General features: G+C 34.0%; 12 protein-coding genes and 1 tRNA gene. 11 read left to right on the top strand and 2 right to left on the bottom strand.

Annotated elements, in window-relative coordinates:
• The first annotated feature begins 88 nt into the window (after positions 1–88).
• From QYS49_RS18175 to QYS49_RS18140, 8 genes are all read left to right on the top strand, one after another.
• A tRNA-Ile gene (locus QYS49_RS18175) sits at positions 89–162 on the top strand.
• A 273-nt stretch (positions 163–435) separates the two neighbouring features.
• Positions 436–1,677, top strand: a complete 1,242-nt coding sequence (locus tag QYS49_RS18170) for a site-specific integrase (RefSeq protein ID WP_308349400.1) — start codon at positions 436–438, stop codon at positions 1,675–1,677.
• Between the two features lie 194 nt (positions 1,678–1,871).
• Entirely contained in the window at positions 1,872–3,083 is a 1,212-nt protein-coding gene (locus tag QYS49_RS18165) for a hypothetical protein (protein ID WP_308349399.1), read from the top strand.
• 139 nt (positions 3,084–3,222) lie between these two features.
• The gene (locus QYS49_RS18160) at positions 3,223–3,492 is read left to right on the top strand and encodes a helix-turn-helix domain-containing protein (protein WP_085515315.1); all 270 of its coding nucleotides are present in this window, start codon (positions 3,223–3,225) and stop codon (positions 3,490–3,492) included.
• Entirely contained in the window at positions 3,492–4,406 is a 915-nt protein-coding gene (locus tag QYS49_RS18155) for a hypothetical protein (protein WP_308349398.1), read from the top strand. The genes QYS49_RS18160 and QYS49_RS18155 overlap by 1 nt, the downstream gene beginning before the upstream one ends.
• A 221-nt stretch (positions 4,407–4,627) precedes the next feature.
• Positions 4,628–5,266, top strand: a complete 639-nt coding sequence (locus tag QYS49_RS18150; protein WP_308349396.1) for an AAA family ATPase — start codon at positions 4,628–4,630, stop codon at positions 5,264–5,266.
• Positions 5,267–5,509: 243 nt separating this feature from the next.
• Entirely contained in the window at positions 5,510–6,259 is a 750-nt protein-coding gene (locus tag QYS49_RS18145; protein WP_308349395.1) for a hypothetical protein, read from the top strand.
• A gap of 145 nt (positions 6,260–6,404) precedes the next feature.
• The gene (locus tag QYS49_RS18140; protein WP_308349394.1) at positions 6,405–7,379 is read left to right on the top strand and encodes a hypothetical protein; all 975 of its coding nucleotides are present in this window, start codon (positions 6,405–6,407) and stop codon (positions 7,377–7,379) included.
• A gap of 227 nt (positions 7,380–7,606) precedes the next feature.
• Here the strand turns inward: QYS49_RS18140 and QYS49_RS18135 are convergent, their stop codons facing one another.
• Positions 7,607–8,641 carry an ankyrin repeat domain-containing protein gene (locus QYS49_RS18135; RefSeq protein ID WP_308349392.1) on the bottom strand — a complete coding sequence of 345 codons (1,035 nt, stop codon included), beginning with the start codon at positions 8,639–8,641 and terminating at the stop codon, positions 7,607–7,609.
• A gap of 223 nt (positions 8,642–8,864) precedes the next feature.
• Here QYS49_RS18135 and QYS49_RS18130 point away from each other — a divergent pair, with 223 nt between their 5' ends.
• Positions 8,865–10,232: an ApeA N-terminal domain 1-containing protein gene (locus QYS49_RS18130; protein ID WP_308349391.1), complete on the top strand. Its 1,368-nt coding sequence runs from the start codon at positions 8,865–8,867 to the stop codon at positions 10,230–10,232.
• 201 nt (positions 10,233–10,433) lie between these two features.
• Here QYS49_RS18130 and QYS49_RS18125 read toward each other — a convergent pair whose 3' ends face one another.
• Positions 10,434–11,132 carry a hypothetical protein gene (locus QYS49_RS18125; RefSeq protein WP_308349390.1) on the bottom strand — a complete coding sequence of 233 codons (699 nt, stop codon included), beginning with the start codon at positions 11,130–11,132 and terminating at the stop codon, positions 10,434–10,436.
• A 373-nt stretch (positions 11,133–11,505) separates the two neighbouring features.
• Between QYS49_RS18125 and QYS49_RS18120 the strand changes: the two genes are divergently transcribed.
• Both QYS49_RS18120 and QYS49_RS18115 read left to right on the top strand, forming a co-directional pair.
• Complete coding sequence (locus tag QYS49_RS18120; RefSeq protein ID WP_308349389.1) at positions 11,506–13,053, top strand: type I restriction-modification system subunit M; 1,548 nt, start codon at positions 11,506–11,508, stop codon at positions 13,051–13,053.
• Positions 13,050–14,228: a restriction endonuclease subunit S gene (locus QYS49_RS18115; protein WP_308349388.1), complete on the top strand. Its 1,179-nt coding sequence runs from the start codon at positions 13,050–13,052 to the stop codon at positions 14,226–14,228. The genes QYS49_RS18120 and QYS49_RS18115 overlap by 4 nt, the downstream gene beginning before the upstream one ends.

The raw sequence follows: 14,228 nt of genomic DNA, 5'->3' as shown, positions 1-14,228 counted from the left end.
TAATTCCTTGATTTTATATTGCGCAATTACGTGCAATTCCGTAACATTGCAATCCGAAAAACAGAGCAGATAATGCAAATGTTTTTTAGGGCCTATAGCTCAGCTGGTTAGAGCACTTGACTCATAATCAAGGGGTCCCTGGTTCGAGCCCAGGTGGGCCCACTTTCAGTATTAATCTGAACACAAAAAGCCTTAAATCTTATGATTTAGGGCTTTTTTGTTTTATTTCATTCAGATAAAGCCAATCAATATCAAATAAAATGTGCCCTATTTGTGCCCTTTTGAAAAATTACTAAATTGGGGCACAAATTGGTTATAAGTGGTTTAAAGTCACTTTTATAGCATTTTTGCTATTCTAATTTGTGTTGTTGTCGTCATCTGTTGTGCCCCTTTTGTTGCTCAAAACTGTAATGTTTAATTCAACTATTAAGTATTATGAGCAACTCATTTTCAGTAAAATTTATACTCAAGAAGTACAAAGCAAAAAATGGTGAAGCGCCAATTTATATGCGTATCTCTCACAATGGGAAAAATTGTGACACCTCTTTGAAAAGGAAAGTTCTGATTGAAAAATGGAATCAGCGACAGAGAGTTTCCGGTACTTCTCAAGAGGTAGTAAAACTGAACCGCTACCTCGATAAAATTTACAATAAAGCCTTTCAAATCTTTGAGCAATTAGTCGTAGATGATGAATCCATTTCAGCGGAAATAATCAGAAATGCAGTATTCAATATCAATGAGCAAGAAAACCAAATAACTCTACTGTATTTATCAAAGTATCATTTCGAAAATGCCAATCACAAACTTAAGTGGGGCACCCTAAAGCATTACCAGGTAACAGAAAGATATTTTGAACGATTTCTAAAAGCAAAATTCAAGCTTTCAGATATCCCGTTAAAAAAGATAGATTATAAATTCCTTATCGATTTTGAGGATTTTCTACGCAACTGGGAGCCGCAAGACCATCAGAAGCCAATGAACAATAATGGCGTAATGAAACACATGATTCGGTTTCGTAAATTATTGAAACTGGCTCTACGGCTAGATTGGATTGAAAAGAATCCTTTTATCAGTTACCAAACCCATTTTGAAAAAGTTGAAAGAGACTTCCTAGATGCTAATGAATTGAAGGCAATAGAAGAGAAAGAATTTTCGCTAAGTCGTTTAGATATGGTAAGGGATATTTTCATTTTCAGTTGCTACACAGGCTTATCTTATGTCGATTTGTACCATTTATCTGAAGAAGATATTACTGTAGGCATGGATGGAGAAAGATGGATTCATTTAAAGCGAATCAAAACGAACACTTCATTTTCTGTGATGTTACTACCTAAGGCAGAACAGATAATTGAGAAATATCAAAATCACCCAAGAGTATTTGAGAATCAACTTTTACCAGTGTTTTCTAACCAAAAAACAAATTCTTACTTAAAGGAGATTGCCGACCTCTGCGAAATCAAGAAAAAGCTGACATTCCATATAGCTCGTCATACTTTCGCTACAACAGTCACCCTAACCAATGGCGTTCCAATCGAAACGGTGAGCAAGATGCTTGGCCATACAAAACTGGCAACAACTCAAATTTATGCAAAGGTAGTAGAGAATAAAATCGGTAGTGATATGGCAGCACTTAAGAAAAAGCTCAGTATCAATGAATTAGTAAAAAAGGCAGATTGATCTGCCTTTTTTAGTTTTAAAGGCACAATAAATATAATATTAAATAGTTTAATTTATTGTTGTTTAACTACTATCGTATATTTTTGAATATTGATATAGTATTAAATACTTATAAACGAACCAATATTTCAATCAAATAGAACTAATACACCCCACTTTAAACTAAATTATTATAAACTAAAACCTTAGTTAAAGTGAAGTATGAATTACAGCTATTTGATTATATAATATCAGAATATTTTAATTCAAAAAGTAAAAAACCGCAGCTATCAAAAATAGAATTCATAGAATGGCAAAAAGACCTGGAGAGAGAAGAGGAAAGGATTAAACAATCCTTTATGAGATTAGCCTTCAGCAACAATGATGATAAAATCATTGAACGCCAAATACAGCTCTATCAACAAAAGCTAATCTTGATTTCAAATCACATCTCTCAGCAAGTTGGCTACTTATCTATTGAATATGAACTCCAATTAAAAAAAGAAGATTACCTATCTCAGTTCGGATTAATATTTATAGAATGTATAACCACATTATTGACCTATATAGAAAAGTACTTTACCAAATACTTCAGTCAGGATAGCCAAATCCCTACTTCCTATTTTATAAATTCCCAAAACCAACTCACAAATCAGCTGGGAAAAATCAAGGAATTAGCTAAACGAAAGAAAATTGACCCATCCCTGCTAAAGATTATCAATCATCATATCAATACATTTATAGAAAACCCTAAGAAGGCTTCATACAGAAAGTTGATATATTGCAAAACCTTCCTTCAAGAAACTGAAATTATCCTATCAAGAAATATAAAAGGCATTCGGCTTGAGAAGCAATTCATAACAAACCTCATCTATCTCAATTTTAATGTCTTTGCCATTTACAACTATATCGGTATTAGAATCAAGAAAAATTACCAATCCAAATCTACCTATAAAGAACAGCTACTGCTATTGCAATTGTTTAAGAAGCTCATCAACCAGTCCCAAGTTAAGCCGGAATTTGAATTCAATCAGGGAGTGGACAGTTTAAAATCAAGTTTAATTAACTGGATAGATGAAGAACTTTTTTTCTTTAAAGAAAGAAGACAATTAGCAATACAATTTCGACAGAATCATAATGTAACGAACCAAAAGGTCTCGAATTCTAAGATTTATAGTACCTTATCTGTGAGTCAACTGGCTTACTTAATGAAGCTTTTGGCCAACGCAAATATCATTACGCCTGAAAACACTTCTAAGCTAGTGGAATTCATATCAGATAATTTTTCTACCAGTAGCCAAAAGGATATTTCAATCAAAAGCCTTAGAAACAAAATCTATTCTCCTGAAAATACCACCATTGAAAATGTTCAGGAAATAATGGAAACCCTCGTTGAAAAGGCCGAAAAAGATAAATCTTTAAATTAATTTAAAATTTTTTCCTGCCAAAATCGCTGTTTCCAGCAAATTGAAGGGGGTTGCAAGGGGGTTGCACAACCCCCTTGCAACTGGTTTGATATTCCTCATTTCCCCAGCTTTGTCCCGACAACAAAAACAACTAAAATTTATGGCAGCAGAAGTAATCACAACAGACGACTTACACGAGTTCAAACTTGAACTTGTGGACGAATTTAGAAAGCTCCTTTCGGAGCAAAAGGGAGTATCAACCAAAAAATGGTTGAAATCAGATGAGGTTAGAAAACTCTTGGGCATTAGTCCAGGGACACTTCAAAACCTCAGAGTAAACGGCACCTTGCCCTTCACCAAAATGGGAGGGGTTTTGTACTATGATTCTCAGGACATTCACAGCATTTTGGAACAAAACAAAATAAGCTGATGGATACTCATGAAAACTCAGCAAAGGAACCGGTGAATTTCATTCACCAGTTCCTATCAGCAATGGATAAAATTTCAGAAACACCTGAAATGAATCCGTCTCATGTGAGCCTTTATATTGGTTTATTTACAATCTGGAATTATAGCCATTTTAAAAACCCTATTTCCATTAGTAGAAAAGAGGTTATGACGGTTTCAAAAATAGGCTCAAAGCACACTTATCATAAGTGCTTGAAAGACCTCCACAAAATGGGCTTTCTGAAATATTTTCCATCTCACAATCCCATGAAAGGTAGCCTAATAGAGATGTTCATTTTCGGTACAAGTACTGAACAAGTATTGAACAACCTTAGGGGCAATATCGGGACAAGTACTGCACTAGCTGGGGGCAAAAGTGGTACAAGTAGTGAACAAGTAGTGCACCAGCTTAGGGGCAAAAGTGGTACAAGTAGTGAACAAGTACTGCACCCTTACATAAACAATACAAACTATATAAACAATAAACAATATATATATGAAGAAAATAAAAATTCAGAAAAAGAAAAAAAAGGAAAAACTAAAAGCAGCACAAATTCAAGAGCTTCAGCTCCAGTCTCGGATACTGGCAAAAACGCATCACCAAAAGGTTCGCGTTTCACACCACCATCAAAAAAAGACTTAAAAGTTTTTTTTGAGGAGCAAACTGAAAAGTATTCAATTCCTGTTCGCTTCGCACCTGTGGAGGCTGAAAAATTTTTCAATTACTATTCAGCCAAAGGCTGGAAAGTGGGCCCAAAATCGCCCATGAAAGATTGGAAAGCAGCTGTCCGCAACTGGCTCTTGAATTTTAAAAAATTCAATGGCATTCAGGATGGTAAATCCGAAGCTGGCAAACTCCACAACAATGAAGACAAAAGCTATGACATTCCATTGTGAAAATTAATTAATAAGACTGAAAACTAAGGCACTCGCTTAGCAATTGCGCACGATCCCAAAGCGGGCGGGAACGGCAAAATGGCGGGCCAGCGTTGGCCTTGTGCTTAGCAGCATCATTTGCCTTGCCTTTTGCATACTTTTTGGCAAGAAAAAGTATGAGGCTATAAGCGACTAAAGTCAAATTGAAATGCTCAAGCTAACAATGAAAAACCCCTTTTTCAATGAAACCTAATAATTACTCAAGCAAAAAATTCCAATTTGAAAAATGCATTGATTTTCTGCATAAGGCAGGTCAATCAGAATTTGGAGATCATTTTAAAGTTTACCCTGCAGACTATGAAATCATTTTCAAAATACTGGCGTATTTTTTTGAAGATGAAAAGCTCTGCGAGCAGTACAAACTTTCCATAAGAAAAGGGCTTTTGTTAACAGGTCCCGTAGGCTGTGGCAAAACAACCCTCATGATGCTCTTCCGCCACTTCCTCCACACAGTCCACAAATATCCAGTTAAATCAACAAGAGAAATTTCTTACGAATTTCTAGACCACGGCTTTTCCATTATCAACAAATATTCAAAAGCCCATTTCCAACGCTATCAAGACCAAATGGTACCTTGTACCCTGTGCCTCGATGACCTCGGCCTAGAATCCACCATCAAACATTTCGGTAACGAAACCAACACCATAGCCGAAATCCTCCTCAACCGTTACAGTCTGTTCACAACTAGAGGAATGATAACTCACGCCACTACAAACTTAAACCCTGATGAATTAGAAAACCTTTATGGCAACAGGGTGAGGTCAAGGTTGAGGGAAATGTTTAATTTGATTCCATTTTCTTCAAAAGATAAAAGAAGTTGACTTAATTCAGAATCAAGGTTTTTTGTTCTTCGCAATTAATCCAGTAATTTGTCACACTGAAAATAGTATTATTGATACCCTAAAAATTTTCTCAACATCATTGATAGGTTTTTAATATATGTCAAAAACACCATTATCCGAACGCTGTAATTAATGTATCTGAAAACAAGTACATACAACCGCATATGCTGGATTTGTAATAATTTCGCGAATTCAGACGAACATAAATTTAAGAAATCTGACATGATTTCAAGATATGGAAAAGGCGACTATTCGCAGAAAGGTGATTTACAACCAATGCACATAAAAAATACGAAGACTGGCATTAGAGGACCGAAAGCAAAGATATTAACTTTTCAAAATGTATTGTGTGAAAGATGCAACAATGAAAGAAGTCAACCTTGGGATAATTCCTACGCTATTTTTTCAAACTGTCTACGGAGCAAAAGCTCTTCTCTTTTAACAGAAAAGAAATTAGATTTTAGAAGTATTTATGGTATTGATTGGGAAAGTGAAACTAAAAACTTATTCAAATATTTCATAAAACTATTTGGTTCCTACATCGCCACTGGGAAGATTGAAGTAAGTAAAAAAATAACCGAATTTTTATTAGATAAAACAAATCATTTAAACCACATCAAGTTTAAATTTTATATCAAACCTGATATTATTCATTTGCAAGAATACTATAACAATGATTATTCACATCTATTTTTTGGAGAAGTAAAATGGCTTGGAAAATCAAAGTCAGAAATTGAATCTTTGACTGGATGGTTCACAAACAGTGGCATTAGTATTTACTGGGTTTATAACTTATCAATCGATCAAGAATTACATTATAAGCCATTTGAAATAAAACAGATAGAAAACTTAACAATCTTAATGGCAGAATCATTGCCAAAAAAAATAAATAATATAAAGGGATTAGTGGAGTTTATAGAAAACTACAGTACAGACAAAATTGAGTTAACCAACGAAATATTAAATGAATAAAAATACAAACAACACTACATATAGTTTATGGCGGGTGAAGCAATAAAGGAAGATTTTGTAGATTTAAAGAACAATGACTTAGATAGTGAGAGATGTACTTTAAAACCCGCTACCACGCCATATCATTAACATTAACAAGAATTGAATGTACCACCCTAAAAAAAAATATGAAATTGGAACAGAGTTTTTCATGCTCTCGTTTTTAGATCCTTTCCAAATATTACATTCTGGAGATATTAAAGGGTATATACAAGAGCTAAAAGAAAATAACTCTAAAGATCAAAGTAACATATATTTCATTCTTCGCAAACCAAAGATTTGTCTAATTCCTGAAAGTTTTCAAACAGAAGGAACTCTTGTTTCAATGAGCTTCGAAGTTTGTGACAAGCAGGATAAGCTTATTTTATCTTCTCAAATAAACCTTCCAAAGATGCGAGGGGAAATAAAAATTGAAAGTGAATTTCCTTTTACAAAATTTAAATTAGTGGACTCTTACGGAAATTCTATCTCAAGTAGACCCACTTCAATTATTGGGAATTCCAATCAGGAAATTGGGAAGTTTCAATATCTATTAGATTATGAAGTTCTGTATATTGGCAAATCTTATGGAACAGATGGGAATAGAAATTCTCTTGATAGATTAGTAAAACATGAGACCTATCAGCAGATTTTGACTGATTCTATGAACGATCACCCAGACAAAGAAGTGTTCGTTTTAATAGGGAACTTTTCCCAAAAGTATTTCATGGTGTCATTACCTTGTGAGCAATATCCTAAAAACGATAATGAAGAAACTCAGCAACATTTTTTCCAGAATTCAGGGCTAAACCTTTCCGATAGTCAACTAATATCTGTTACTGAAGGAATGCTAATAAAATATTTCAGTCCTGAGTACAATGAGAAATTCAAAGAAATTTTTCCTTCAAAGTCTCATGTTTCTTATTCTAAATTATATGAACTTAACGTAAGAGCATTAGCCTTAGAACTTATTACTGGTCACGAACAAACTAATTTCTATACACATAAAACTGGACGATTAAAAAAACACTTTCAAAACTTTGAACTAACTAAATCGAATGGCCGCTTCAATATTTTCGAAATAGAAAATTATTCTAGCTAACATACCCATTGAATGAATGGAGTTTCATCGATTAGGGTATTTTGGTGGGTATTTAAAAGTCCAACTCATGATTTAAATTCACTATAAGAAGTGGCTGTGCATACGTGGAAAGTACAGTGATTTCTAATCCACTCTCATCATATCTAGATACTGCAATGCAATCCAATTTCTTTAAGTATACTCCTACAAAAAGTTACTCGCACGACCCAAAGTCATAACTTGTCATTTTATCTTACTATCTCCACCCCCTTCAAAACATCCAACCCTTCCAACATCCCATTAATTTTCCGGACATGTTTCCCTACAATCTCTTTATAAAAAGATGATTTCATTTTTTCATCAATCATGTCCTCATGTTGTTGCTTTAACTCTTTCAACCTGTCAAATTCCTTTAATATTGAAGGGGCAGTAGTCAAATCCGCCACCTTCACTTGCCCATATTTAGAAACCAAAAAGGTAAGGTAAAACATATTCACAGCAATATATTCTTTTGGCTCAGTGGTAAATAATTCATGAGCACTCTTGGCGCCATTGGCTTTTAAAATTTCAATAGCTTCCAAAAAAGATTCCTCCTTCTGTCCAAAAACTTCATAACTACTGTAATGTAGATCCTCAATATCATCCAGTACCGTCTCGAAAGTATCAGGTGTTATAGTATTCGGATTAGCACCCAATTCCAGAAATAATTTCAAACGCTCAGGGTCTTCACTTAAAACCAAGGAATACAAACTAGTAACATACTCATCATCATGCACATTAATATCTGCTCCGGCTTCAATCACTAAATAACGAATTACATCATAATCTAATTTGCTATAATAGCTTGCAGTAGCCTGAAAAATAGTTTCCTTATCTAAATTCCGGGCATTAATATCAGCTCCTTGGGCAATCAAAGGTTTTATCCTATCCATAAAGCCAGATCCACTCTTTAAATTCTCATAGAGTTCGTCATTCAGGGCTGAGCCGAACTCAAATTGTGGCAATTGATTGTGTTGATTAGCGAAGTTTGAAAATGGTTTTGATTTGACATTCATTGAATGATGGTGAAAGTAACCAATAAATTCAGAAAAATAAAATGCTACACCCCTCAAATTCTTCCTGGAAATATACACCCTTGCACTTTGGTACAAATTCAAATCAAACCTCTTAAGTATCTCAATCTCCTTCCCTTTTGGGGAAGGACTAAGGATGGAGCTAACACCGTGGCCGAAATCTTCCTCACTTGCTATAGCCTTTTTACTACAAGAGGAATGATCAATCATGCTACCACCAACTTATATCTCGATTAACTTAAAAATCTCAACAGAAATAGAGTGAGGTCAAGAATGAGAGAAATGATAATTTAATAGCCTTCAGTCCAAAGGACAAATAGGCTTAATACACTTCCTCAATTATTTTTATCTAATCGATTAAATGTAGTTTATTTGTTAACTAAATTATTAAAGTTACTTTAACTTATTGTCAAAACCCCTAATCCTATAATTAATGTTTACAGATTTTGAAGTAAAAGGCCAGTGGTTTCAGCCGCACGATTTAACAAAAAAAGTTGCTGGTACTCTCAGATTTGAAGTTGGCATAGGAATGAGTCTTGAGACAATTGGAAGTTTGTCAAGCCATGATGAAGACCCAGAAATTATATTAGGAGTATCTACCGAAGGACACCATTATACTTTAATCGACAATTTAACAGTACAAAGTCATTTTAGTAGTAAAGGAATACCTACAAGGAAATACTCTATTCATGAAACCATCAAAAATGGTCACTTTTCTAGCATAGATGAACTTTATTTTGATTGTGCTTATTTTCAATTCAATTTGCTCGAAGAATGGATAGGAAAAAGCATATTTGATATTGATGAAAGTTTTGCAAACAGAATACTTGAAGTTAAGACAAACCAAACTGATGCGATAGAATTTTCCATTGACGATATAACCGAAGGAAAAATACATTTTAACAGAACTGGCTTATCAAGGCAACGACTACAAAAAAAGATTGTGCTAGAACAAGAAAATGTAATTGAACTTGAATTTAATCAATTAATTAGTCTTGAATCATTACTAGAATATCAACGCAAATTTCAGTACTTCTTAACCCTTGCAACAGCTGAAAACGTGTTTCCAAAAAAAATAGAAGTGACAAATACGCAAGTTCAAAATCAACAGAACCAAATTTTAGAAGTATACTTTACCCCTCATGCGAAAGATCAAACTTCTGTTGAATCAAAAATTGATAAATTCATGCTATTCAATTTTAAGAACATTGAATCTAGATTTGAGTCGATTTTGAAAAACTGGTTTTTAAAATGCGATGAATTACAACCAGTCATATACTTACTTTTTAATAATCTTTATAATAAAAAGAAATTTAGTTCCTTTTCTTTTTTAGCAATTATTCAGGCTTTAGAAACATTTCATCGCTACTTGAATCAAACTCCAGAAAGTACAATCAAAAAACATGAAGCTCGTGTTAAAAGAATTTCTGACTCATTAACTGGAAAAGATAAAAAATGGATAAAATATAAACTCAAATATGCTTTCGAACCGTCCTTACAAGATCGGTTAAACAACATCCTAGACAATTATTCAACTGAAATAGTGCTTAAACTTATTGGAAACCGAGATGATTTCATTGCGGCTGTAGTAAATGACAGGAACTTTTACACTCATTATGATCGAAGATTGGAAAACACCAAAATGAACATTTCAGAACTTATGCGCGTAACAGGGATTTTACAATTACTGCTCATTACATGTATCCTTGTTGAGATTGGCTTTGATGAGGACCAACTACTTGAAATTCATAAAAATGGTCGACACGTTAGTCATTTGATAAAACAGGTTTCAAACAATTGATTTAGTACATACTTATATTGATTTACTTGATACTGAAAAGGACAATCATGATACTTCCTCAGCTTAAAATTCATCATCAAAATTTTGTTAAAGATTCTTAGCTTAAATTCTCTTAACCTGCTTTAGTCCTTTTCACAAAAGGGAGAATAATTATGCTTCAAATCTTACTAGTAAAAGAAAAGAGGTTTATAAAATAATTATTTAACTTTCACAGGTTTGATACAGATCCTTCAAATCATAAAAAAGATTAAAATATTCATCATTTACTCTATCATAAATGTAAAAACCTCTGCGAGCAAACCAACCAGTAATTATTTCATCTTTTCGTAACGCCATCTTATCATCATGATCCTCTAGTTTGTGAATTGAAAAAAGCACATATTTATAATCATCTTTAGACAACTCAGAGTAATCCTCACTACTTACATAATTACCTTCAAATTTTCTCTCGAATTTTTTATGATTTAAACTTAGGTAGCCATATGGCTCAACGCGCTTCTCTTTAATTTCAGGCATAAAGCGAACGACCCGTTTTGAATCTCTATGAATAAAGGTTAAATCATTACTTGTGGTAATTAATTCATTGTTTTGTTTCATTTTTAGATAACGACTAGAATCAACAGTTAAATGAATTTTAACCTCCAGGTAATCCAAATAACCTTGGAGATCATATGATTTAATAATCAAGCCTTCAGAACAAATGTCTTCTGGTATTGATTTTTCCGCTTTTTCTAAAGCTTCAAATATTGAATCTCGTTTTAAGGTTGATGGCAAGCTATTGATATAAGCCAATCGATTCCTAAGCTCTGCACTTTCATCATAATTGGTAAATGATTTCGGTCCAGGACTACATGAATAAATAAATAAAATGAAGAAAAGAAAGATTATTCTAGATTTCATATTTAAGGTTTTGATTTAGAACTAAGCAAAAAGCAAACATAACAATTTGTATTAATATACAAAAACAGTTAATTTCCATCATACTTTATCAAATTACATTAATTATCGGAATCAAACCTGGATCTAAAAGAACAGCAAAATCAACAGGAAAAGCGTAAAGATGTCAAAGAGATAATAAAGAAACTCCAGAAAACACTCCTTCCTTATAACCTCATGAACACAGGAAGGATGACTAATAAATCTTACTAGAAAGTAAAATCATTTTGCAAGTTAATCTTCAAGCATTGATGGTATTAATTCCCATTCATTCTCTAAAAAGATGTATTTGAATTATATTAGCATTCTTAATTACGATTTAATCATTAAAAATATAATGACAAGTACAAACCAAAGAGCTGAATTACAAGCTAAAATATGGAGAATAGCTAATGATGTGCGCGGCTCAGTAGATGGATGGGATTTTAAACAGTTTGTGTTGGGAACACTTTTCTATCGCTTTATAAGTGAAAATTTCACCAATTACATTGAAGGCGGTGATGACAGTGTAAACTATGCCAGCTTATCAAATGATGTAATCACACCCGAAATAAAGGACGATGCTATCAAAACTAAAGGCTACTTCATATATCCCAGTGAGCTATTTGTCAATGTAGCAAAAACAGCCAATACCAATCCGGATCTTAACACAGACCTAAAAGCCATTTTTGACGCTATTGAGAGTTCAGCAAATGGTTATCCATCTGAGAAAGATATAAAAGGACTATTTGCTGATTTTGATACAACGAGTACAAGACTTGGTAATACGGTTGAAAATAAAAATAGCAGATTAGCAGCAGTAATAAAAGGAGTTGCTGAATTGAACTTTGGTGATTTTGAGGAGAACCAAATTGACCTTTTTGGTGATGCCTACGAATTTCTCATTTCTAAATATGCTGCAAATGCAGGGAAATCAGGAGGTGAGTATTTTACGCCACAACATGTATCTAAGCTAATTGCGCAATTAGCAATGCATAAGCAGACTACCATTAACAAAATTTATGATCCGGCAGCAGGTTCTGGTTCACTTCTATTACAAGCGAAAAAGCATTTTGATAACCATATTATTGAAGAAGGTTTCTTTGGGCAAGAAGTAAACCATACCACCTACAATCTGGCTCGTATGAATATGTTCCTTCATAACATCAATTACGACAAGTTCAATATTGTATTAGGGAATACACTGACAAACCCACAGCTAGGTGACGAAAAACCTTTTGATGCCATTGTTTCTAATCCTCCTTATTCGGTCAAATGGATTGGTGACGAGGACCCGACTATGATCAATGATGACCGCTTTGCTCCAGCTGGAGTACTTGCTCCCAAATCTAAAGCAGATTTTGCCTTTGTATTGCATGCATTGAGTTACTTATCCAGTAAAGGAAGAGCCGCATTGGTCTGTTTTCCAGGTATCTTCTATAGAGGAGGTGCCGAGCAGAAGATTAGAAAGTATTTAATAGATAATAACTTTGTGGAAAGTATTATCTCATTGGCTCCTAACCTTTTTTATGGCACATCTATAGCAGTAAACCTTTTGGTACTTTCAAAAAACAAAAAAGATACCAAAACTCAATTTATTGACGCAAGTGGAGAGGATTTCTTTAAAAAAGTGACCAATAACAATTTGATGACTGATGCACATATTGAAAAAGTCATGAAATTGTTTGATACTAAAGAGGAAGTAGCACACGTAGCAACATCTATCGATAATAGTAAAATTACCAAAAACGATTATAACCTTTCTGTCAGTTCTTATGTAGAGCCTGAAGATACTCGCAAAAAGATTGATATAGAAGAATTGAATACTGAAGTCTCGTTAAAGGTAAAGAAAATCGAGAAATTACGTGCTAAAATTGATGATATAATTAAAGAGATTGAGGCATGAGTTATTTGGAAAAGATACTAGAAAATGCCGAATTTGACTGGCATCCTCTTGGTGAAGTAGCCGAGCTTAAACGAGGAAAAACGATTACTCGAAAAACCAAGACTGAGGGTAATATCCCAGTAATTAGTGGGGGGCAAAAACCAGCTTATTATAATGGGGATTACAATAGGGATGGTGAGACTATTACTGTTGCAGGAAGTGGTGCTTATGCCGGTTATATTAGCTATTGGAATACACCCATTTTTGTTTCTGATGCTTTTTCTGTAAAACCGGATCTATCAATTCTGCATACCAGGTATGTTTACCACTTCTTACTTAATCATCAATATTGGATACACAATTTGAAGAAGGGAGTGGGTGTACCACACGTATATCCCAAAGACTTGGCAATTCTTAATATTCCAATTCCTTCGTTAGAAATTCAAAAAAAAATCGTTCTTATTCTAGATTCATTTGCAGAGCTTACATCAGAGCTTACAACAGAGCTTACAACAGAGCTTGCAGCTCGTAAGCAACAGTATAGTTATTATCGTGAGCAATTGTTCTGTTTTGAAGAAGGCGAAGCGGATTGGATATCGCTAAATGAAATTGGAGAGTTTCAAAGAGGCAAACGTTTTGTAAGAACCGATTTAATCTCTGAAGGAGTACCTACAATTCATTATGGTGAAATGTACACGCACTATGGAACTTGGGCAGATAAAACTAAATCCTTTGTAAGTGACGAGCTCGTTGCGAAAAAAAAACTTAGAGTAGCAGAAAAAGGAGATGTTGTTATTGTTGCTGCTGGAGAGACGATTGAGGACTTAGGAAAAGGGACGGCTTGGTTAGGAGATGAAGGCGTTGTTATTCATGATGCTTGTTTTTCATATAGAAGTCCTTTGCACCCAAAATATGTAGCTTATTTTACTCGCACAAGACAGTATCACGACCAAATAAGAAAACATATTTCTTCAGGTAAAATTTCTGCAATCCACTCAAAAGGCTTAAGTAAAGTCGTTATCCCAGTCCCTTCGAAAGATGCACAAGAACGAATTGTTTCAATTCTCGACAAATTTGACGTGCTCACTACCTCAATAAGCCAAGATCTCCCAAAAGAGATAGAGCTTAGACAACAGCAGTATGAATACTACCGAAATCTGTTACTAACATTTCCAAAGGATAATATAGAAGAATAG

The sequence above is a fragment of the Marivirga salinae genome (assembly GCF_030503855.1).
GTDB lineage: Bacteria > Bacteroidota > Bacteroidia > Cytophagales > Cyclobacteriaceae > Marivirga > Marivirga salinarum.
This window is presented reverse-complemented; position numbering and strand designations above follow the sequence as displayed.

Bases quoted from the DNA above. Each gene is read 5' to 3' on its own strand.
- QYS49_RS18170 (WP_308349400.1), top strand. From the start codon at position 436: ATGAGCAACTCATTTTCAGTAAAATTTATACTCAAGAAGTACAAAGCA.
- QYS49_RS18160 (WP_085515315.1), top strand. From the start codon at position 3,223: ATGGCAGCAGAAGTAATCACAACAGACGACTTACACGAGTTCAAACTT.
- QYS49_RS18155 (WP_308349398.1), top strand. From the start codon at position 3,492: ATGGATACTCATGAAAACTCAGCAAAGGAACCGGTGAATTTCATTCAC.
- QYS49_RS18150 (WP_308349396.1), top strand. From the start codon at position 4,628: ATGAAACCTAATAATTACTCAAGCAAAAAATTCCAATTTGAAAAATGC.
- QYS49_RS18145 (WP_308349395.1), top strand. From the start codon at position 5,510: ATGATTTCAAGATATGGAAAAGGCGACTATTCGCAGAAAGGTGATTTA.
- QYS49_RS18140 (WP_308349394.1), top strand. From the start codon at position 6,405: ATGTACCACCCTAAAAAAAAATATGAAATTGGAACAGAGTTTTTCATG.
- QYS49_RS18135 (WP_308349392.1), bottom strand. From the start codon at position 8,641: ATGATTGATCATTCCTCTTGTAGTAAAAAGGCTATAGCAAGTGAGGAA.
- QYS49_RS18130 (WP_308349391.1), top strand. From the start codon at position 8,865: ATGTTTACAGATTTTGAAGTAAAAGGCCAGTGGTTTCAGCCGCACGAT.
- QYS49_RS18125 (WP_308349390.1), bottom strand. From the start codon at position 11,132: ATGAAATCTAGAATAATCTTTCTTTTCTTCATTTTATTTATTTATTCA.
- QYS49_RS18120 (WP_308349389.1), top strand. From the start codon at position 11,506: ATGACAAGTACAAACCAAAGAGCTGAATTACAAGCTAAAATATGGAGA.
- QYS49_RS18115 (WP_308349388.1), top strand. From the start codon at position 13,050: ATGAGTTATTTGGAAAAGATACTAGAAAATGCCGAATTTGACTGGCAT.